Origin of the sequence: Psychromonas arctica DSM 14288 (assembly GCF_000482725.1) — a bacterium.
Taxonomy (GTDB): Bacteria; Pseudomonadota; Gammaproteobacteria; order Enterobacterales; family Psychromonadaceae; genus Psychromonas; species Psychromonas arctica.
This window is the reverse complement of record NZ_KI519482.1, coordinates 91261-112123: the sequence shown is the minus strand read 5'-3', so window position 1 is coordinate 112123 and position 20863 is coordinate 91261. Positions and strand designations below refer to the sequence as shown.

21 protein-coding genes are annotated in these 20863 nt (G+C 36.4%); 6 read left to right on the top strand and 15 right to left on the bottom strand.

What is annotated here, in order from left to right; genetic code table 11:
• Positions 1–136: 136 nt before the first annotated feature.
• Both H592_RS0118170 and H592_RS0118165 read right to left on the bottom strand, forming a co-directional pair.
• Positions 137–1123, bottom strand: a complete 987-nt coding sequence (locus H592_RS0118170) for a lipid A deacylase LpxR family protein (RefSeq protein ID WP_028870034.1) — start codon at positions 1121–1123, stop codon at positions 137–139.
• A gap of 106 nt (positions 1124–1229) precedes the next feature.
• Complete coding sequence (locus H592_RS0118165) at positions 1230–1925, bottom strand: PilZ domain-containing protein (protein WP_028870033.1); 696 nt, start codon at positions 1923–1925, stop codon at positions 1230–1232.
• A 387-nt stretch (positions 1926–2312) separates the two neighbouring features.
• Between H592_RS0118165 and H592_RS0118160 the strand changes: the two genes are divergently transcribed.
• Positions 2313–2624: a hypothetical protein gene (locus tag H592_RS0118160; protein ID WP_028870032.1), complete on the top strand. Its 312-nt coding sequence runs from the start codon at positions 2313–2315 to the stop codon at positions 2622–2624.
• Between the two features lie 112 nt (positions 2625–2736).
• Here the strand turns inward: H592_RS0118160 and H592_RS0118155 are convergent, their stop codons facing one another.
• The 6 genes from H592_RS0118155 to H592_RS0118130 all read right to left on the bottom strand — a co-directional run bounded on the left by H592_RS0118155 (position 2737) and on the right by H592_RS0118130 (position 7476).
• On the bottom strand, positions 2737–4320 hold the full coding sequence (locus H592_RS0118155) for a sensor domain-containing diguanylate cyclase (protein ID WP_028870031.1): 1584 nt from the start codon (positions 4318–4320) through the stop codon (positions 2737–2739).
• A 355-nt stretch (positions 4321–4675) separates the two neighbouring features.
• The gene (locus H592_RS24840; protein ID WP_028870030.1) at positions 4676–4900 is read right to left on the bottom strand and encodes a DUF1275 family protein; all 225 of its coding nucleotides are present in this window, start codon (positions 4898–4900) and stop codon (positions 4676–4678) included.
• Between the two features lie 533 nt (positions 4901–5433).
• Positions 5434–5856 carry a GNAT family N-acetyltransferase gene (locus H592_RS0118145; RefSeq protein WP_037072140.1) on the bottom strand — a complete coding sequence of 141 codons (423 nt, stop codon included), beginning with the start codon at positions 5854–5856 and terminating at the stop codon, positions 5434–5436.
• Positions 5857–5963: 107 nt separating this feature from the next.
• Positions 5964–6272 carry a putative signal transducing protein gene (locus H592_RS0118140; RefSeq protein WP_028870028.1) on the bottom strand — a complete coding sequence of 103 codons (309 nt, stop codon included), beginning with the start codon at positions 6270–6272 and terminating at the stop codon, positions 5964–5966.
• A gap of 232 nt (positions 6273–6504) precedes the next feature.
• The gene (locus tag H592_RS0118135; RefSeq protein WP_028870027.1) at positions 6505–6981 is read right to left on the bottom strand and encodes an acyl-CoA thioesterase; all 477 of its coding nucleotides are present in this window, start codon (positions 6979–6981) and stop codon (positions 6505–6507) included.
• 90 nt (positions 6982–7071) lie between these two features.
• Positions 7072–7476 carry a MerR family transcriptional regulator gene (locus H592_RS0118130; protein ID WP_051369254.1) on the bottom strand — a complete coding sequence of 135 codons (405 nt, stop codon included), beginning with the start codon at positions 7474–7476 and terminating at the stop codon, positions 7072–7074.
• 109 nt (positions 7477–7585) lie between these two features.
• On the opposite strand from H592_RS0118130, the gene H592_RS22755 reads away from it, so the two are divergent.
• The 5 genes from H592_RS22755 to H592_RS0118105 all read left to right on the top strand — a co-directional run bounded on the left by H592_RS22755 (position 7586) and on the right by H592_RS0118105 (position 12186).
• Positions 7586–8269 carry a cation efflux transmembrane domain-containing protein gene (locus tag H592_RS22755; RefSeq protein ID WP_051369253.1) on the top strand — a complete coding sequence of 228 codons (684 nt, stop codon included), beginning with the start codon at positions 7586–7588 and terminating at the stop codon, positions 8267–8269.
• Positions 8270–8469: 200 nt separating this feature from the next.
• On the top strand, positions 8470–9102 hold the full coding sequence (locus tag H592_RS0118120) for a glutathione S-transferase (RefSeq protein ID WP_028870025.1): 633 nt from the start codon (positions 8470–8472) through the stop codon (positions 9100–9102).
• 230 nt (positions 9103–9332) lie between these two features.
• The gene (locus H592_RS0118115; protein WP_028870024.1) at positions 9333–9860 is read left to right on the top strand and encodes a cytochrome b; all 528 of its coding nucleotides are present in this window, start codon (positions 9333–9335) and stop codon (positions 9858–9860) included.
• A 48-nt stretch (positions 9861–9908) separates the two neighbouring features.
• Positions 9909–10472 carry a YceI family protein gene (locus H592_RS0118110; protein ID WP_028870023.1) on the top strand — a complete coding sequence of 188 codons (564 nt, stop codon included), beginning with the start codon at positions 9909–9911 and terminating at the stop codon, positions 10470–10472.
• Between the two features lie 340 nt (positions 10473–10812).
• Positions 10813–12186 carry an anti-phage deoxyguanosine triphosphatase gene (locus tag H592_RS0118105; RefSeq protein WP_028870022.1) on the top strand — a complete coding sequence of 458 codons (1374 nt, stop codon included), beginning with the start codon at positions 10813–10815 and terminating at the stop codon, positions 12184–12186.
• A gap of 236 nt (positions 12187–12422) precedes the next feature.
• On the opposite strand, the gene H592_RS0118100 is transcribed toward H592_RS0118105, so the two are convergent.
• From H592_RS0118100 to pheT, 7 genes are all read right to left on the bottom strand, one after another.
• Complete coding sequence (locus tag H592_RS0118100; RefSeq protein WP_028870021.1) at positions 12423–13868, bottom strand: FAD-dependent oxidoreductase; 1446 nt, start codon at positions 13866–13868, stop codon at positions 12423–12425.
• A gap of 85 nt (positions 13869–13953) precedes the next feature.
• Entirely contained in the window at positions 13954–14658 is a 705-nt protein-coding gene (locus H592_RS0118095; protein ID WP_028870020.1) for a phosphoglycolate phosphatase, read from the bottom strand.
• 221 nt (positions 14659–14879) lie between these two features.
• Entirely contained in the window at positions 14880–15554 is a 675-nt protein-coding gene (locus H592_RS0118090; protein WP_028870019.1) for a DUF2987 domain-containing protein, read from the bottom strand.
• Between the two features lie 26 nt (positions 15555–15580).
• Entirely contained in the window at positions 15581–16387 is an 807-nt protein-coding gene (locus H592_RS0118085) for a DUF2189 domain-containing protein (protein WP_028870018.1), read from the bottom strand.
• 808 nt (positions 16388–17195) lie between these two features.
• A complete protein-coding gene (cobB, locus tag H592_RS0118080) occupies positions 17196–17900 on the bottom strand; it encodes a Sir2 family NAD+-dependent deacetylase (RefSeq protein ID WP_037072137.1) in 705 nt (234 codons plus the stop codon).
• A 254-nt stretch (positions 17901–18154) separates the two neighbouring features.
• The gene (locus H592_RS0118075) at positions 18155–18460 is read right to left on the bottom strand and encodes an integration host factor subunit alpha (protein ID WP_028870016.1); all 306 of its coding nucleotides are present in this window, start codon (positions 18458–18460) and stop codon (positions 18155–18157) included.
• Positions 18461–18463: 3 nt separating this feature from the next.
• Positions 18464–20851: a phenylalanine--tRNA ligase subunit beta gene (gene pheT / locus H592_RS0118070; protein ID WP_028870015.1), complete on the bottom strand. Its 2388-nt coding sequence runs from the start codon at positions 20849–20851 to the stop codon at positions 18464–18466.
• Positions 20852–20863: the final 12 nt, after the last annotated feature.

Genomic DNA, 20863 nt, shown 5'->3' with positions numbered 1-20863 from the left:
GGTTCACCACAAGGCGTTATGCTCTTTGTTGGATAAAATTTGCTTAGAATGAGTAGGCTTCACTTTATCCGCCTCGATCAAAACAACATTGTGGTGAATAAAATTTAAACGGCAAAGCTCAAAAACCACTAATTTATTAGAAATGATAGGCCGCTGAAAGTGTACCAAAACGGCTATCTTCCGACTGATCTTTATATTGGTCGGAAGAATAGGTCAGGCTATACATCAAGTTCCAATGAGAAATATTAAACACCGCACCGACTGTTGCTGCAGTTTGCAAATGAATTAAATTAACATGATGGCTACTGTTAAAAGTATTACCATCGATGAAAATATCATTTAATACATAAGAACCTGATAAATTAGCAAATATATACCAACCAGTTGCATTGGGTGTTTGCCCTTTTAATTGCTGTATCGGAAAAGGCGTGCTCGAAGCAAAGCTCGATTGTAATTGCTGTCCCCAACGAACTCCAACACCAACACTTGCATCGGATAATAAGTTCCCAACCCCTGCACTAAGGCCAGAAATAAAATCAATCTCAGAACTTCCAAGGTCAACGCTAGCATTACGCCATAAGCGCTTTAGTTGTAACCTTACAACAACTTCATTATCTATTTGATTATCCCAGCCCATGGGCTGATTGGCACTGAGTTGTTCATGGACCGACTTTTGTAGCTCTTTGGCACCAGCTGCAGGACCTACAATGCCAATTGTTAAGCTGAGGTCATCGATAATAGATTGATTATAAGCAAGTATATTGACTTCCCAAGCTAGAAGACCAACATAGGGAGCATCTTCTTCAATGAGCGTGGTTTGTTTAATATCGACAGGTGTTTGAATAAAGTGACCAAGATTGTAATGAATTGCGTATTGTCTATTTGCTAGGGAGCTTAAATATGTTCTATCCGTTAAATATGCGATCCAATTAGGCAAGCTATCACTGTCTAGGGCATCGATATCATAATATCCCCAGTTCACCATCAAACCATTACTATAGCCTCCATCGTCATCAAAAAAGAGATCGTTTTCAAAGCTACCACCAAAATAATCAAGTTCCTGGCTTGAAGCAATCGCCGGCATCGTGAATAGGCTGACGATTAATATAATAAAATAGGTCATAAACTTCCCTGTATTAAAATAATGAGTGACTTCAGCTTAACTATTTTTAATTTAAGCTGTATCAGCATAGCGATACAGCAAGAAATAGTAATTGATAGAACTAATGCTATTTTTGTAAATGGTGTAAAAGTAATTTTTGAATACTTAGTTTGGTCTCTTTTTCTGGGGTCATAAAAGCAAGCCCATACTGTGTATGGCCATTAGCAATTGATGTTTGAATATTTTTTAAAGCCACAGATAGCTGAATACTTTTATCAGCACTACTACCAACGCTTTCATCTTCAAAGGTGATCGACAGACGGTATAAGTTATGTAGGTCTAATGCTTCTTTTTGACGAGTAATAAAAGCACAACCTTGAATAGAAATATCACTTAAAACACCTGCTACCAGAACTGAGTTAGCATCACTATCTAGTAAAGATGCTTCTATTTTTACAGCGACTCTAAGATGTTGACGTAATTCAGCAGATTCAATCGCTTTAGGATAGTCTAAAACTAACCAACGCCCTGCAATAGTCATTATTTTTTGTATTGAAGATCGGAATGCAATCACACTAGCTTGTTGATCTTCATTATTCATAAAGCGAACGATAACGTCTTTTGATTCTTTAATATGAGGCGCCGCTTTTTCCCAAGTAGCATCGTTGCCAAATGCCAAAATAACCGACATATTAGGATCAACACCAATTAGACGTGTTTTTAAACGTATCGGTTTAGTGGCGGTAATAATTTGTAAATGTACAAGTTCCCCACAATTCACTTGGTTCAAGCGGATAAACTCCCTATTATCTATTTCTGCCACTAGCATCCCTTCATTTTTATTGTTACTGTTTCATCAATTAATCATTCTATTCAATCACTTATTATCGATCCTGAACAAATTAAGTCTGTTCTACAGAAGAGACTCAGGTGAAAGTGATGTGTCAGTAAAAGATAGTCATTAATTATGCCTAAAAAACCCATTTGCGCAAAATAGTTCCTTAGATAATAGAGATTTAAATACGATATAAATCATAAATAAGTGTATTAAAGCATTATTAACTATTCAACACCTTACACAACCACCCATTTTGCCCCTTTTCAGGCTTGGTAAAATGGGATCGTCATGATCAGCAACTAGTTATCCCGCCTATGATCAGTTATGATCAACATTAATCACTACTATTCAATACCAGCAGAGAGATATCCAATGACTCAACCTATTGTCACAAAACAACAGCTGATTGATACCCTGACCTTATGGGAACAAAGCGAAATTGATAATGCACAACTTCAAGACTGGATGGTGACACACTTCGATCCACCAGAAACCTTGATTGGTGAAGATGAAGCAGAGCTAGTACAAGAAGCGATGCATATCATTATGAATGAATATGAATTAGCAAAGCTTGATAAATTTAAACCTGAGGGATATAACTTTGCGATGCAATTTTTACAATGTACAGAGGAGAACTTTGTGCAATTAAGACAGCAGTTCATTCATCAAGGATTTAGTGATTAATACTGGCCATAAGCAACATTGGTGATGGTTAACATTTACTTCCTTACATCAGATAACTTAGCATTGACGACTGCGAATATTAATTAAGCAGCTTCAATGTGAAATTTGTTACTCATTCCCTCACCACAAAGCAGTTACGTCCCGAGTGTTTTGCTTGGTACATGGCATTATCTGCAATTTTAAATACGGCACTTAATGCGATATCAAAATCGACGATCTCAGTCGGTTTAATAGTAACTGCTCCCATACTGACTGTAATATAATCAGCGGTTGGAGAGTCTGGGTGTGGTATAGCGAGTTGCTGTATTTTATTTATTATATGGTTCAGCTTCTTATCCAAATCCTCGCTGGATATTCCCGTCAGCAGCAGCACAAACTCTTCTCCGCCATAACGCGCACAAATATCAGTGCTACGATGACATTCTTGATTAAGCATGTCAGCTACAGAGCTCAAAGCTACATCACCTTGTATATGGCCTAATGCATCGTTATAAGCTTTGAAATGGTCGATATCTGCCATAACAACTGTGAAAGTAATATTGTTACGAATACAGAGTTTTTTGTGTATTTCTAAAGCATTGATCAACCCACGACGATTTAATATTTTAGTCAAAGGATCGGTATTGGCTTGCTCCGATAAAATTTTATTTTGCTCCTGCACTGTCAACATCAATTTATTGACATTTTGAGACACTAAAGCTAGCTCAGCTACAATAAATGACTCATTTAATGGACAGAATTTTTGGATACCTTCTCGCTCTTTTATTTCCTTTGCTAGCTTTTTTACAGGATCAATAATAGTCATCACTAAAACAAGGTAAACCAAATAAATCAACACACTAATAAGTGCAGTAAAGAAGACACTTTGTTGATTAATTAAATTTGGTATTTTACCAATCGCATGCTTCATTTTTAATATAGAAACGGCCTTACCTTTAGCATCCTCTAACACAATATAACTGAACGGTGATATTGTTATTTGTTCAGGTTTTACACCCCAACTAATTAAATCTGAATCAGGTATGTTGTTTATTGGAGATTGATAGTTAATTTCAGTTAAAGTGATTCGTGATAAGTCAGTGATAAAAGGCTTCTCCAACAATTGTATCATGACCAAATAACCTCGATTTTCACCATTCATGTGCGAATCTCTAATTTGCGTTGTACTAAACATAGCCGGCCCATGTTGAGTATTAATAAAACCAAGTTTATTAGGTGCTCCATTACTAATAATCGGCTCAGGAAAGATCATTGCATTAACAGGGTATTTATCGAATTCATAGAATGAAAATTTAAGATCTATACGTTTAGTGTGATGGAAACCCTTTGTAAAAATAGGTTTAAGATTTTCATCTAAATAAAAAATACCATCTATCCCTAGGCTGAAAAATGTATTATCAACTGTATTTTCTTCAATATATTCTTGATCTAGAGTGCGAATAAATTCATAGGTTGATGTCCAAACAGCATAATCAAAGTTAACGCGGAAGAGTAAATCCAATTTACTCTTAATTCCATAAGTTAAAGTATCTAGCTCTCTTTCAGACAATTTACTGATACTCTGTTTTAAATGCGGTAATTCAATAAAATGGCGATAACTAAAAACTGCACTAGTAAATAAAACAAATAGAAACAGCAACAAGCGGAGTTGCAACTGTTTAAAGGTAATCGTTTTCATTGAAACATTATTTTTCATTAAGGTAAGTAAATTCCTAGTTAACCAATTAGGACGAGCTTGATAGTGACTTTATACTTTCGACACATATTGGAATCCTATCAAATAACATTATCAAAGCATGACAGTGAATTCCATTCGCTGATCACAACGACAAAAATTTAGTTTACATTCAGTGATTGGTCAAGAACCTACGCTTAGTCGTTCTTAACGCTAAAAATTTCAAATAAATATATGACTACAATCTTAGCTTTTTTCAAAAAGTGATTATTTTTTAATTAGCTGGCTTTGCGTTATAAAGTGAATATGGAAGAGCAAGTAATACACATATTAAAGCTGGAATATATAAGGCCTGAAACTTAAATAACTCAAATAGCTACGCACCCAATGACCCACCAACAATAAAACCAGCGATAATTAAGCTTACTAACAATCCTTTTCTTTTATCAAACGGTTCAACTCTAAACTTAGCACCAATCATGACCGCTAAATCGGTAAAGATACCCGTGACATGTGTTATACAGATCACGGCGTCACTATAGGTTGTCGCTTGCACATTTTGCAAACCACATGCAGCCGAAGCTAAATAATGACCATTCAATGAATCAAGTCATAAAAATAAACTGCACCTACTATAAACTGCACCGACTAAAAGAAAAGCCGCTTTTAACACCGGTAATCCACTATAATGTCGACCTAAAATTAATGCACGGCCACGTAAGAAAGTAGCCAGAAATAGCCGAGCCAGCAATAAAACTCAGAATAATAATTGCAGAATATAAAATCATAAAATACTGAATTAATTATGCCAGAGCCTAACAAAGTAGCAGTCCCTGATAAATGCGACATAGATTGATGTTTAAAACCTAATAACCCAACTGAGTTCCCCCACCACCATGGCTAGCACTTATGCACCATATTCGACCCAACGTGGTGATCTTGAAATCCCAGCGATTCCATAGGCAAGAATGCTCATTAATATAAAAAGAATAAGTGAATAGACAAAAGCACGATTAAGTTCATTGATATTGCCATCATGCAGCTTGATGACATTTTTAGCACAATAAATAGATATATAAGTCAATTACACATGATATGCGTGCGAGAGCTTACAATTGACGAGCAAAATTTATCTTAAAGATGAATATGCATTTTGTAATACGCAACGGTATTTTTATAGAAAATATCACCACTTTGGGTACAACCAAAACGCTGATAAAAGGGTAATGCAGAGGCTCTTGCATCAAACCATAAATAGTTTATATCAAGCATTTTTAATGCATCAATCAGGTAATTTAACATTAATGAGCCGATCCCCCTCCCTTGGTAATGTTCAAGCGTTGCAAATTTCCTCAATCGCGCTGTATTTTTTTCAAGGTAAAGTGAGGCTACACAAATTATCTTCTCATTTAAGATCACGCCGAAATGCAATGCTTCAGCATCACTTTCTACCTGACAAAATTCAGGTGCTTCGTTAGGCCAAAGGACCTGATGGCGAACGGGGATTGTTTGTTGCCAGTTTAGCTTGATAACTTGTGGAATGGTTGTATTTAGCATCGTCATTTTTCGAAATAGTTGTTTGTAGAGCGGTGACTTATAAAGCGATTATTTACAAATAAATAATCTATAAAACAGCCACTTGAAAAATTCATTGAATATTTACTTTAATGGCTTTTATCATAATGACAATACCAACAAATTTCAAAAGAAGACGCATTGGTTTCTTTACATTTTGTACAAATCCAATCAGTACCTGATTTTTCAGATTGTGCGTCATTTGCAATAGCTTCTGCTTGTTCAAAATCGGCATCATCATACACCCAAATTTCCGGCCAACAATCAAATACAGCAGTCTCACCTAAGGCACCCTGTGCAAATTCATTTTTGATAAATACTTGGATCGATTGCGCTTCAATTAAGTTTTTGACATTATTAACAATAAGGTGATTTTCATTACTGAATACTAATTTCATTTTTTATACTCATCATTTTATAGTTCGTCTTACAAACCCTATTCATTCCATCTAAGCTTATTTATCGATGATAAAACAGGCAGTAATTATTAATGACATTTACACATAAACAACGAATATTTGTTAACCATTCTCATTTCAGTATCTTTACCACCAAAACTTGCAATAAGTAATAAGCCAACTAAATTTAACCTAAGGATTTTAATTGGCTCATTACCTTTAAAGCAATTGATTACTCAACAAAAATTTGCATTTCTTCGCCAATTTGTTTACGCATATCCATTAGTTTCATTGCTGTATCATGTTGTTTAATATCAGCTTCTGTTTCCGGTATCCATTGTGGCACTTGCTCTGATTGACCATTTTGATCAACAGCCACCATAATCACGATACAATGTGTAGTGGTGCGTTTATTCAGTGATTTTGGATCACAAGCATTCACTTCTAAGGCAATGTGCATCGATGATTTACCGGTATAAATGACTTTTGCAAGTACTTCAACCAAACTCCCCACATGAATTGGCGCAACAAAACGAATGCCGCCAGCATAAGCAGTAACACAATAACGTCCACTCCACCCTGCAGCACAGGCATAAGCAGCTAAATCGATCCATTTCATAACAGCACCACCGTGAACTTTGCCTCCAAAGTTAACATCTTGTGTCTCAGCTAAAAATCGAAGGGTAATATCACGTTGCGGTTTTTTCATTTGTATTCTCTGTATTTATATTGAATTAAGAATTTATATTTTTAGCAGTTACTTAGCAAATATTTAAATGGCTGAGTAGATCATTTCTAGTTATAAGTCTGCGTCATCCTCTATTGCGATACTATTCAATTTTTTTAACACTAGACAATCTTCTGATATCGAGTTCTGGCAGTCATTAATCATCATGAATAATTCTTGTTCTAGATGCTGTAATTTTTTTATTTTATTACGTACATCTGTTAAATGTTTCATCGCTACTTTATCAGCTTGATGACATTCATTCAGGTTCAGTAGATCTCTAATTTCATCTAAACTAAAGCCTAATGCACGACTGTGGCGAATGAAATGTAATCGTTGGCATTGTGAGCTTGTATATTGCCGTTGATTACCAGCACTGCGCAATGCTTTATCTAATAACCCAATCTCTTCGTAATAACGAATGGTAGGTATTTTACATTGTGTTTTTTTACTTAATTGTCCAATCGTATAAATCATGTGATGCCTATATATTTTAAAATAATTAAATAAAATGCTTGAACCTCTAGTTACTAGAGCTTATATATTATATTCATATAATCATTTTACAATCTATAAGGTATATTTTATGGCAGGATGTTGCAATCATAAGGCAGATTTTACAGGTATGGATCCTGTCTATAAACGAATATTAGTGGCAGTGATTCTGATCAATGCAATCATGTTTTTTGTGGAAATGTTTGCGGGAGTGAAATCAAACTCTCAAGCATTACAGGCCGATGCCTTGGATTTTTTAGGTGATACGCTTACCTACGGTATTAGCTTATGGGTGATCGGTAAATCATTATCTTTACGTAGCCGTGTCGCATGGTTAAAAGGTGTTAGCTTATTAGCCATGGCTATTTGGGTATTATCATCCACACTTTACAAATTTTGGTTCATAGAAACCCCCGATGCAACCATTATGGGCAGCATCGCTATTCTCGCTTTTATCGCTAATGTGGTCAGTGTTTTATTACTCATGAAATATAAAGATGGGGATGCCAACATACGCTCTGTTTGGTTATGTAGTCGCAACGATGCGATTGGTAATTTAGTCGTATTAGTTGCTGCCTCTGGCGTATGGGTCACGGAAAGTGCATTACCTGACTTAATCGTTGCAGCCTTTTTAGCAACGTTATTTTTAAGCTCAGCGAAACAAATAATTCAACAAGCGAATAGTGAGAAAAAACAACAAGCCGAGGCTAAACAGCAGACTCATCAATCTGATATCAGTCAAAGTCCTCAACATAGCCACAAACACGATCATTAATTTTAGCGGTTTACTAATAATAAAATCACTGACAGCATAACTTGGGGTGCAGATATTTGCACCTTCTTGTTAAGAACGAAAGTAAAATACAAACATCAACTACTTCAACACCTATTTAACCCTCATTTAAGAAATATTTAACATGCACTTATGATCGTAATTTGCCACAATCAATCATCACTTTTTTGAAAAGAGCACTTATGGTCCCAATTTTATATTCATTTCGTCGCTGTCCTTATGCAATGCGGGCACGATTAGCGATTGCAGTCAGTGAGCAAAAAGTACAATTAAGAGAAATAGTATTAAAACATAAGCCACCAGCCCTACTGGCTATTTCTCCAAATAAAACTATCCCAGTTTTACAGCTCAATGAGCAACAAATTTTAATTGAAAGTTTGGAGATCATGGTCTGGGCACTCTCTAAGCATGACCCTGAACATTGGTTAACGGATCAATTACCGAAGATGCTAACGTTAATCGATAGCAGCGATTATGAATTTAAACCATGGTTAGATAAATATAAATATGCCGATAGGCACCCAGAGCAAAGCGAAGCTTATTACCGCGAGCAAGCAGAAGATTTTATCATGGAATTAGAGCAGCGCTTAAACCGACAATCATATCTATTTGCTGAACATATCACGCTTGCCGATATGGCTATTTTTCCTTTTATTAGGCAATTTGCTAGTGTTGATAAAACTTGGTTTGAACAAAGTCCATATCCGCAAGTCAAAAAATGGTTAGCAGGTTTAATGGATAGTGATTTATTCAATGCTTGCATGAAAAAATACCCTACGTGGTTAGAATCAGGCAAAGCAATTAAATTTCCTTAACCATTATTTAACTCAAATTGATCACATAGTTAACACAAATATTGTGTCGCGACAAAATCACCGTATAGATTAAAATAACTAATTGTTTTATTAATGAAATTTATAAGTCAAAAATCAGTTCTTTAGTAATAAGGAAGGCAAATGATTGCCGGAGATAGTATTATTCTTAACCTTTTCTTAACCCAAGGTTAACTACTCTCAATAATTAATTTTATAGACAAGGTTTTAAAATGAGCAGCTCACTCGTAACATACAATAAACTAGCCAAGCTATTACATTGGTTTTCAGCCATTATGGTCATTGGATTATTTGCAGCAGGTTACTGGATGGTCGACCTTAGCTATTATAGTGAATGGTATCAAACGGCACCACATTGGCATAAATCATTTGGTTTATGTTTTGTGGTGATCACCTTAGGGAGATTGATATGGAAGCTAGTATCGAATGGCCCTAGCATTGAAGGCTCAGCTTTTGAAAAAAAAGCAGCAACCTACGCACATTACCTTATTTATATTTTGTTATTCACCATGTTTTTATCTGGCTATTTAATATCGACAGCAGATGGACGTGGTATTGCTATTTTTAATTGGATCGAAGTACCTGGATTAGGCTCATTTATTGAAAACCAAGAAGATCTTGCAGGGCAAGTCCATGAATATGCAGCTTATATATTAATCGGTTTATCAGGCTTACATGCTCTTGCTGCTTTGAAACACCATTTCATTGATAAAGATAATACACTGAAAAAAATGCTTTAGTTATTTCAACCCAGTTCTACGTTAAATTTACTCAACAAGGAAAACACCATGAAAAAAGTACTCATCGCGTCAGTTTTAAGCGCAGCAATGGCTTTACCAATGAGCGCAATCGCAGCAGATTATAAAGTAGATACAACCCATGCTTTCGTTAACTTTAAAGTTAGTCATTTAGGTTACAGCTTTATTCAAGGACGCTTTAATAAATTTGAAGGACAGTTCAGCTACGATGACAAAAATGTAGCTGCGTCTAAAGTCTCTATTAACCTTGATACAACTAGCTTAGATACAAATCATGCTGAGCGTGATAAGCATCTTAAAAGTGATGACTACATTAACGCGGGTAAATTCTCTACGGCAAAATTTGTTAGTACAAGCGTTGCTGAAACAGCCGATGGCGGCCTAGCAATTACTGGAGATATGACATTCCATGGAGTGACTAAACCGGTTGTTGTTGATGCTAAAGTGATCGGGCAAGGCGATGATCCATGGGGTAATTACCGTGCGGGTTTAGAAGGTACAACACGCTTAGAGTTAGCTGATTTTGGTATGAATGTGAAAGGCGCATCAACTTACGTTGATTTAGATATCGTTTTAGAAGGTATTCGCCAGTAATATAGCCATAAATTCAGACACTTAGCTTATTAAAACATTAAGAAGAGCAACAGAAAATTTCGTTGCTCTTTTTTATATTGCTTTTTATAGTCACTTTCTATTCCGATCAAAAATATATTGACTGCTCAATAGCATTTCACGAGATAATTTGACCATCTAAACTGACCATAAGCCTAGCCAGTGCTTTTAGATTTTCTGTTACAGCCTACTAACTTAATGGTATTTTTCAGCATAAAAACACGTTACACTTTTTGTGTGCTTAGCAAACAATGGTGGGAATATGAGTTTAGAAAAAAATACAACAATAGTTAACAATAACATTTCAAATAAACTTGATGCTATGACTGACCATTCGAATTCAACATTAACCGTCGCCGAACAATGGCTTGAACGTTTAGTGGAAGAACCTAATAAAAAAAGACGTTTAGATCAACGTACTCCTTTCCAACGAGATAAAGCACGAGTGTTGCATTCAGCTGCTTTTCGTCGCTTACAATCTAAAACCCAAATTCATAATAATGGTCTCAGCGACTTTTATCGTACTCGCTTAACGCACTCCTTGGAAGTGGCACAAATAGGCACAGGTATTGTTGCTAATTTAAAAATTATTCAACCGCAGTTTGAATATATTTTGCCTGGTAATAACTTAATCGAAACTATCTGTTTAAGTCATGATATTGGACACCCTCCCTTTGGGCATGGCGGAGAAACCGCGCTTAATTATATGATGATTAAACACGGTGGATTTGAAGGTAACGGTCAAACTTTTAGAATATTAACGCAACTTGAACAATACACTGAGCATAATGGCATGAATTTGACTCGCCGCAGTTTATTAGGTCTATTAAAGTATCCCGTTTGCTTGAGTGAAATTAGTACGTCATACCCAGTAGATAATAGTCGTAACTTTCGTCAATTAAAAACTGAAGAATGGATGCCAGCAAAAGGTATTTATGATCACGATAAAGCACTATTAGAAGCGGTTCTTTCTCCTTTATGTGCAAGTGACCGACTGTTATTTGGCAGTAAAAGAACGCCGGTGGTAGACTCAAAATTGCATCTTAAATCTAAATATAAATCCTTAGATTGTTCAATAATGGAAATAGCAGATGATATTGCATATGGTGTGCATGACCTTGAAGATGCAATTGCAATGGGCATTATTAATAAAGCACTATGGCAAGAAAAAGTATTGAGTCAGTTAGCATCAATTGAGCACTTTTGCCTAAGCGATAACCTACAAGAGATCACGGATAACCTATTCTCCTTACAGCACTTTAAACGCAAAGATGCGATTGGTGCCCTAGTAAATTCACTGATCACATCAATCAGTATTCAACGTGTTAATAAGCAATTTATCGATCCTCTATTAGCTTATAATGCCTACTTAGATCCAGCGATGTTTAAAGCGTTAGAAATACTGAAAGGCTTTGTTTTAAACTACGTGATTAAAAGCCCTGATTTGCAAATATTAGAGTACCGTGGGCAGCAAATCGTGATGGAGTTATTTGAGGCCTTTAAAGCAGGCCCCTTACGTTTTCTACCAGAGGGTGCTAAGCAATTATGGAAAGCTCAAAATGGAGATGAGTCTCGAGAGCAACGAGTCATTGCAGATTATATTTCTAGCTTAACGGATAATCATGCGTTGCGCTTACATGCTAGCTTGTTTAGTAGTAATCAAACCGCTCCGATGATGGGTGAACATGCTTTTTAATGAGGCGTTGGTAAACGTGGCAGACTATTGATAAGTGCTGCGAATTGGATTTTGAAGTTTAGACCAAATGAGACCACAAGGTAAATGAATCGTGTGTTTCAAATTTACAGCACAAAGAGACTGCGTTTATTATTTAATGATAAATAGGGGGATAATCCCCCTATTTATAATCACTACTCGTAATACCAACCTGGATAAATAAATGGTCTATTTAAGCGTTAGGTAAAATGGATCAATCATGGCTGTTTGACTGTTCTATGCGCTAAAGCCAGCGGATAACCGCGTTGCTGCGTGTAACACTCAGAACGTTCGGTTACTTGTTGATCAGTGATAGAACGCGTCACTGGAAACGAACGTGCTCCCACTAAGCTTTTATCAACAAAACCCAATTCCGCCAATTTTTCAGTTAACGCATCGGCACTAGTTAATACAGATGAGGCTTTGACTATTTCACAACGTGCATAATTATCATCTTCAAAAGATACACCAGCGGCGCGCAGGGAAGCGTCCTCACCGGGTATTTGTTGTGCTCCAAATAGTGGTTTACCCTCTACGCTCGCTTCTTTAAAAGCAGGAATATAACGAGCCAAGTGTGCTATTGCGCGTTGCCCACGTTCTGCAACCTCTTGGGCTAACCAACCTTTATCTATTTTGCGAAGAAACTGCTCATCTAGCTGAGGTTGAGAACTATTTCCAGCGCTAGCAACCAGGCCATTATCAAATAATGTAATTTGTTCTGTCATACCATGTAATTGCACTAAATTTTCAGCATAGGGTGTAAACTGTGCCATCCCCTCAGGCGTACCACGTTGACCATGAAAAACAACCTCAGGCCATAGCCCTCCTGTACCCTGCCATTTGGTGACATAGGCAGCTTTGAACTCGACTAAACGTTGACGATGAAAACCTGCTAAATCATCAATTTCACCGGTTTTGAAGCCAGCTGCATTAATTAAATAATCAAACTTCTGTTGGGTATTTTGACCACTCTCATCACAACTTAGCTGCCATTTCTTATCAACAGTTTGTTCAATTTTTGTAATTTTAGCATTTAGGTGGACCTGACAGTGTGTATTCTTTTCTAAAGAAAGCGCAGCTGTTGCGCCTAAGCGAAACACATTCCAACCAAATTCTTGGACTAAAACGACAGGAAACTTTAATAAAGACAGGTCAACATGCTTAGCAAATGGAATCATCCATTGTTGTGCAGTACTAGGTACTTGATGCTCATCGAGTAACGCTAACTGTTGTAATTCTTCCAACTCAAATAGTTGATAATAGTCACTGGCTTTGCCCAATACTTGATTATCAGTATCTTCATCAATTAGATTTTGGTATTCACTTTGCAACCGCTTTAGACGAGGTAAAAGTTCTGATGGTTGTCCTGGATCTTGCTCAGGAATCGCAATCACTGTTGGGCGATAATCGACCGAGTCAGGATACAAGCGCAGTGCTTCTATAGACTCTTTTAATAACGTCACACATTGATCTTCTGAAATTTCTCTATATAAATTGCCACCAGCATGAAGATGACAAATAGGAGGTCCATTTACTAAACTCGTCCCTTTTTCAAATAAATCAACTTGTAAACCTATTTCACTTAAATAAAGTGCAATTGAAGCTCCAGCAATACCACCACCGATAATGGCAATTTTTTTATCTGACATTTCGTTCTTAGTCATTTTAAAACCGTTTATATTTACGTTAAGTCATGCCATATATAAAATAATATGGTTAGATTTTATCAAAAATTAACTGAAGCTCTATTTACTCTGTTAATTCATATTGATTAACATCTGAAAAAGTAGCAATGATGTCCGCAAAATCATCAAAACTGATATCTGGATTGTGTTCGTTGATATCTTCGCCATAGTTATAACCATAACTTAAACCAATACTCTGCATGTTGGCTGCATTGGCTGCTAAAATATCATTTTTAGAATCACCAATCATCACACACTGATCAACAGTAACACCTAATTTTTCGCAACTGTAATGCAAAGGCAGTGGATCAGGTTTACGCTTTTCTAGTGTATCGCCACCAATTAAAAGCTCAAATAAACCATTTAATTCTAAACCATCAAGGATAGGTTGTATAAAATCAAAAGGTTTGTTGGTTACAATAGCAAGCTGATAGTCCTTCGCTTTTAATATTTTTAATGTTGAACGTACATGTGGGTAAGTAACCGTATCTATACATAAGTTTTGAGCATAAAACTCAAGAAAAATAGCTAAAGCTTTTGCTAATAAATCAGGGTCAAGATCATCGGCTATCTGTGCTTGTCCAGAAAGACCTCTTTGCACTAGCACACTTGCTCCATTGCCTACCCAAGAACGAATAATAGTTGCAGAGATAGGTTCACGACCAATACTTGTTAACATATGATTGATAGCTAATGCGAGATCCGGTGCGCTGTCAATTAACGTACCATCTAAATCAAAAAGAATTGCTTTTTTACCTGTAAATTTCAAGAGTCACTCCTAAGTGCTACTATTTTATTTTTTATTGTACTTGGTTTTGCAATGTGGTTTTGCAGCGTGTTTTAGCGGTATTAACTTGTAATTAATTACCCGCTTCAAAATCATCATTTCAAACATGACCATTAGTTAATTAAACTATATCTAGATCAATAAGTAGAGTAATTAAATTGGGCTGCCACAATTAACCCGTCAATGCCGATAAGCTAACAAAGTCAGTCGTTTAACATCCATGGGGTTATACGCACCACTGAAAGTTTAAGTTCATTTATTTCTTTAATTTTTGCAAAATCATCTTTGTTAAGTAATAGATCACCATTAGCTGCAAATTTAACATCGCTACTTTCAATATTGCTACTTAGTGAAGTATTCATGGATGCGGAAATTGGGTCTAAAAACTGCAGGCGTAAACCAGCAAACGTTGGTAAAAAATGCTTTCCTATCATGCCTGCATTTTTCTTTATCACCCCTTCTAATTGTTCATTAATAGCAGCGAGTTTTTGTTCGTTTAAATTAAATAATTCACTCTCTTTTGCCATCACTGTTACTTGTAAGTCACAACTAGATAATGTTTTATTATCATCGATATCAACTTCTAACATGCCACCGTCTTTGCGATGTTTATCAGAGTAAAAAGGCAACAAACGACCTGCTGATTCAAACAAAATAGGCTCTCGAATATTCTCAACCACCATCTCTGCATTAGTAATCGTACATAGCGTTTTATCCTCTCTATCGATTAGATAAAAGGCGGTAGTGACATAGGGATAGTCAAGCTTATACATGGTTTTCATGTAGCTAAAAAACACTGAATAATTAAGCTTAATAGTTGAAGCTTGACTCAATGAAGTCAAGCTAGATAATAAAATGGCGAGCACTAAACGTCGCATTATACCTTCCTTCTCTGTATTGGGAGTTAAGCTTCAAAGCCGCCGTTTTTAGGTCCTGAGTGATGGTTATCATCGTCATTATTGTCGTTGTCTTTTGGACCTTCCGTTGCTTCTGTTACCGATATGCTAACACCGCATACTTGACGATAAACAATTCCCATCACGTTGATAGCAAATGGAATAACGAATAATAAGCCAATGCCTGATGTCAAAATACCAATCATAAAAAGAACACAAAATATAATTAAAAGTTGAGTAAACTGAGCAATATTTTTATGAACCAATTTAAATGAGAGTTTTAAGGCGATCACAGGCGATACTTTTTTCTCGGCGATCAAAGGGTAAACCAAGCAGAAAGACATTTTTAAATACAGCAGTACAATAACGGATAACACAAAACCAACACTACCAAAGACTTGCCCTAGGAACATACTGGCCCCGTTGGTCATTAAATTGATGATCATCGCCGCTAATGATAGTTTAAAGATGATATTAAAATAATTAAACAAGTGGAAAGATTTCGTTTTTAATCCAACTGAATGGTGTACTCCCATCATCAGCATACCGGTCATCAAAGGAGGCACGACAATTAAGGCAAAAATAAAGAAAAGGATCATGGTTTTAGGATCATCAAGTGATGTTGTTTGATCAAGAAATACGCTGAGTAAAGCAAATGAAACCAACATGATAAATAAACAAGCAGTCAGCAAAGGAAAGAAATGTTTACGCGTAATTTTAAGGGCATCTAGCAACAATTTTTTCAGATCAAATCGATACCCTTCGGTCAGCGATTTTTTAATATCACCACCTAATACAAAATATTTTGAATTCATAACACACTAACTTCCCTAAATTGAATAACAGCTGCTTAACAGCGGATCATTGTAGGGAGTTCTGTTAGCTTTTCAAGTACATTCAAGACTAAACAAGATTAATTAGAATTGATTACTTAGTAAGTTTTTAAACACGCCTTCTTTACTATGCTTGGTGCTTAGTCAGTTTTGATTTTAAAAAGTAATTAACGACAAAATCAAAACACGACACAGAGCTTACTAAGGAAAAACTAAGCTATTTTATTATCATTTTTTAAGTTTTTTTGTTTCAGTTTTTTGATTTCAGTTCGAGCCTTCGTGGTTAACTCGCTTTTTATTTTAAAGTAATTAACCACAAAGCCGTTCCGCTGCACAGAGAACACGAAGGAAAGGTTAAAAATGAGGATCAAGCTAAAAAGTAAATTTTAATCACTTGTAAACGAGTTAAAGGGTTATGGTTTGATTCATCCGTCTGCACTCTTCGTGGTTAATCAGCTTTTGATTTTAAAACAATTAACCACGAAGCCGCTCCGCTGCACAGAGAACACGAAGAAAAGATTAAAAATGAGGATCAAGCTAAAAAGTAAATTTTAATCGCTTGTTACAGGGTAAGGGAATCATCGTTTGATTGATCCTTCTCCACCCTTCGTGTCTTCGTGGTTAATTGCTTTTGAATTTGCACTTAAAAAAACCGGATCGAGCAATATAAACATTAATCTTTGATTGCTTATTAACGAGTTAAGAATGTTGACTCGCCCTTATCTACCCTTCAAAATTTCAAACATTCAGGTTATTTAGCTTTTGGTCACTATAAAACCTGTTATTTATCTTATGCTAGTAGGTTTTTAACTAATTCAGGGACTAATTGCGTCGCCTTACCTTCTAGTATGGTATCGAAATGACTGTGCTCATTGCGCTCTAGATTAACCTCAATAGAATCGGCTCCTGCACTTTTAGCTTCTTCAACAAACCCCGCTGCAGGATAAACAGTGCCGGAAGTGCCAATGGCTATAAATAAATCAGCTTGTGCAAGGTGATGATAAATAATATCTAAGCCTATAGGCATTTCACCAAACCAAACAATATGTGGCCTTAAAGGTAACGGGTATTGACAACAGGTACAAAAATCATCGCTGGTTAAATCCACTGCCCAAGGAATGACTTGATTAGTTTTAGCACAGCGTACTTTTAATAATTCGCCATGCATATGAATAACGCTCTTTGATCCAGCCTGTTCATGCAAATCATCTATATTTTGAGTAACAAGTAAAAAGTCCCCATCAAATTTTTGTTCCAATTCTGCTAACGCATAATGTGCAGCATTAGGTTTATTTTCTCCTAAACAAAAACTCTGACGTCGTTTATTATAAAAATCTAATACTAATTCAGGATCACGTTGATAACCATCCAAAGTCGCGACGTCTTCAAGTTTATATTTTTCCCACAAACCATCTTTTGCACGAAACGTTTCAATACCTGATTCTGCAGAAATACCCGCTCCTGTTAACACTACTATTTTTTTATATTTACTCACTACTTTAAACCTCAATCAAAAACATAATCCCAACAGCATAAAGCTGAGCTCTATTTATTAATGCCTTATTTACTAACGCCCCAATGCAATCTGACTGTTCACAACCTGACTTTTGATAAGCGGCAATAAAGTATCAAAAATGTCATTATTGATTGTAATGTTATATCAGAAAAAGTTTGTGGTTCAGTTCATATTCCAACCGAATTTGAGGCAAAAAAAAAGCCGCAAAGCGACTTTCTTTAAAAGGGAATAAATTATTTTTTAGGCTTATCTGAAAGACTCGTTTCTACTAACTCTTTCAATTTCTGACCCGCTTTAAAAGTAACAACTCGTCGGGCCTCTATAGGTATATCCTCACCAGTTTTAGGATTACGACCTGGCCGTTCTCCTTTATCTTTTAGCTCAAATCCACCAAAGCCAGATATTTTAACTGGTGAACCTGCTTCAAGAGTTGATTTAATTTCTTCGAAAAAAGATTCCACAAACTCTTTAGCTTCTCGTTTGCTTAATCCGATTTCTTCCGATAAATGTGCCGCTATCTCAGCTTTTGTCAGTGCCATAAATTAATCTCTCAACGATGCATGAAATTCCGTAGAAACCGCTTCAACTATTGAATTAACACTATCAGCAATCTCCTGTTCTTCCAAAGTACGTGTCGCGTCTTGTAATATTAAGCCTATTGCTAAGCTTTTCTTACCGTCTTCAACACCCAATCCTTTGTATACGTCAAACAAGTTTATGCTAACTAGCTGAGATCCGCCAATTTTTTCTATAAATTTGAGGACCTTACCTGCATTTACTTGATCATCGACTACAAAAGCGAGATCTCGGTTGTTTGCAGGGAACTTAGAAATGTCGCCAGCTTGAGGTAATTGACGGGTTAAAATAGCATCAACTTCTATTTCAAATACAATTGCTTGGCCGTTTAAAGCAAAAGTTTTTTTCAAACTTGGGTGCAAAGTACCAATATATCCGACTTTAATGCCATTACGGTAAATAGTTGCAGATTGACCAGGATGTAAAGCACTGTGTTTCTCTGCTTTAAATTCAAAACTTGCATCATCAACAGCTAAATCCAATACGGCTTCCAAATCTGCTTTAAGATCAAAGAAATCAGCAGCACGAGTTTCAATCGCCCAGTGCTCGTCATTGACATTACCGATTATCACACCTGAAAGCATTGCTTGTTGGCGAATACCATTTTCAGCTTGTTCATCTTTAATAAAACGCAAACCCGTTTCAAATAAACGCACACGATTTTGTTGGCGCTTTTGGTTTTTAGACACGCTCTCTAACAAACCAGTCCATAAACTAACACGCATTGCCGACATATCTTTAGAGATAGGATGTGGCAAAATCAGAGCATCCGCTTCAGGATGTAGTTTAAGTTGCTTATCTGGGTCAACAAAACTGTAGGTGATCGCTTCTTGATATTCACGATTTACTAGCACATCGCGAATTTTAGATAATTTTAAACGAGATTCATTATGCGCAGGCATTGTTAACGCTGCTTGAGGAGCAATGTTTGGAATATTATTATAACCAAATACACGAGCAACTTCTTCGATTAAATCTTCTTCAATTTCCATATCAAAACGATAAGTAGGTGCAACAGCTGACCACCCTTCTGCCGTTTCAGATACAACACAACCTAATTGCGTTAATATTTTCTGAACGCGATCTGAATCAATTGAAATACCGATTAAACGATCTAATTTATTACGACGTAGTTCAATTTTAGCTTGCTTAGGTAAATGGGCTTCACTTACAGCTTCTGTAATTGGGCCAACTTGACCACCACAGATTTCAACTAACAGCTGTGTAGCACGTTCCATTGCAGTTGCTTGTAATACAGGATCCACACCACGTTCATAACGATGTGAAGCGTCAGTATGTAAACCGTAACTACGTGCACGACCCGCAATCGCTAAAGGAGCAAAGAATGCACTTTCTAAGAAAATATCTGTTGAGCCTTCTTGAACACCAGAATCTTGACCACCAAAGATACCCGCCATTGCAAGTGCTTTAGATTGGTCGGCAATCACTAATGTATCAGCGTTTAATTTAACTTCTTTACCGTCTAAAAGCGTTAGTTTTTCATTTTGTTCAGCAAGGCGAACTTCAATACCACCTTCTAGTTTAGTTAAATCAAATGCATGCATTGGATGACCAAACTCAAGTAATACGTATTGAGTAATATCAACCACGGCATCGACACTCCGCACACCACAACGACGTAGTTTTTCAACCATCCAAAGTGGTGTTGTTGCATTTTGATTAATGCCTTTAATGACACGACCAAGATAGCGAGGACATGCTTCAGGCGCTTGTAGATTAATAGCGACTTGGTCATCAATCGTTACATCAACATTATTCCAAGTTACCGGTGTTGCTTCGATGCCATTTAATACGGCCACTTCACGAGCAAGACCGGCGATACCTAAACAATCAGCACGGTTGGCTGTTAAGTCAACATCAATGATCACATCATCAAGTTGTAAATATTCACGAACACATTGTCCGATAGGTGCGTCTAAAGGTAATTCAATAATACCTTCAGCACTGTCAGCCATACCTAACTCTGATTCACTACACAACATACCAAATGATGGCTGGCCACGTAATTTTGCTTTTTTAATTTTAAAATCGCCCGGTAATACTGCACCAACAACGGCAACAGCCACTTTTAAACCTAAACGACAGTTTTTAGCACCACAAACGATATCGATTAATTCATCTTCACCGATATTGATTTTAGTGACTTGTAATTTATCTGCATCAGGATGTGGTCCACATTCAACGACTTCACCAACAAGTACTTTACTAAACTCACCAGCAACAGGATCAACATCGTCAACTTCAAGGCCGGCCATTGTCACTTGATGTGTTAATTCATCACGTGTAATTTCTGGGTTAACCCACTCGCGTAACCAAGCTTCACTAAATTTCATTATTATTAACCC

What these genes read in the sequence shown, in the direction of transcription:
- H592_RS0118170 (WP_028870034.1), bottom strand. Translation starts at nt 1,123, where the DNA reads ATGACCTATTTTATTATATTAATCGTCAGCCTATTCACGATGCCGGCG.
- H592_RS0118160 (WP_028870032.1), top strand. Translation starts at nt 2,313, where the DNA reads ATGACTCAACCTATTGTCACAAAACAACAGCTGATTGATACCCTGACC.
- H592_RS0118155 (WP_028870031.1), bottom strand. Translation starts at nt 4,320, where the DNA reads ATGAAAAATAATGTTTCAATGAAAACGATTACCTTTAAACAGTTGCAA.
- H592_RS0118145 (WP_037072140.1), bottom strand. Translation starts at nt 5,856, where the DNA reads ATGCTAAATACAACCATTCCACAAGTTATCAAGCTAAACTGGCAACAA.
- H592_RS0118140 (WP_028870028.1), bottom strand. Translation starts at nt 6,272, where the DNA reads ATGAAATTAGTATTCAGTAATGAAAATCACCTTATTGTTAATAATGTC.
- H592_RS0118135 (WP_028870027.1), bottom strand. Translation starts at nt 6,981, where the DNA reads ATGAAAAAACCGCAACGTGATATTACCCTTCGATTTTTAGCTGAGACA.
- H592_RS0118130 (WP_051369254.1), bottom strand. Translation starts at nt 7,476, where the DNA reads ATGATTTATACGATTGGACAATTAAGTAAAAAAACACAATGTAAAATA.
- H592_RS22755 (WP_051369253.1), top strand. Translation starts at nt 7,586, where the DNA reads ATGGCAGGATGTTGCAATCATAAGGCAGATTTTACAGGTATGGATCCT.
- H592_RS0118120 (WP_028870025.1), top strand. Translation starts at nt 8,470, where the DNA reads ATGGTCCCAATTTTATATTCATTTCGTCGCTGTCCTTATGCAATGCGG.
- H592_RS0118115 (WP_028870024.1), top strand. Translation starts at nt 9,333, where the DNA reads ATGAGCAGCTCACTCGTAACATACAATAAACTAGCCAAGCTATTACAT.
- H592_RS0118110 (WP_028870023.1), top strand. Translation starts at nt 9,909, where the DNA reads ATGAAAAAAGTACTCATCGCGTCAGTTTTAAGCGCAGCAATGGCTTTA.
- H592_RS0118105 (WP_028870022.1), top strand. Translation starts at nt 10,813, where the DNA reads ATGACTGACCATTCGAATTCAACATTAACCGTCGCCGAACAATGGCTT.
- H592_RS0118100 (WP_028870021.1), bottom strand. Translation starts at nt 13,868, where the DNA reads ATGACTAAGAACGAAATGTCAGATAAAAAAATTGCCATTATCGGTGGT.
- H592_RS0118090 (WP_028870019.1), bottom strand. Translation starts at nt 15,554, where the DNA reads ATGCGACGTTTAGTGCTCGCCATTTTATTATCTAGCTTGACTTCATTG.
- H592_RS0118085 (WP_028870018.1), bottom strand. Translation starts at nt 16,387, where the DNA reads ATGAATTCAAAATATTTTGTATTAGGTGGTGATATTAAAAAATCGCTG.
- H592_RS0118075 (WP_028870016.1), bottom strand. Translation starts at nt 18,460, where the DNA reads ATGGCACTGACAAAAGCTGAGATAGCGGCACATTTATCGGAAGAAATC.
- pheT (WP_028870015.1), bottom strand. Translation starts at nt 20,851, where the DNA reads ATGAAATTTAGTGAAGCTTGGTTACGCGAGTGGGTTAACCCAGAAATT.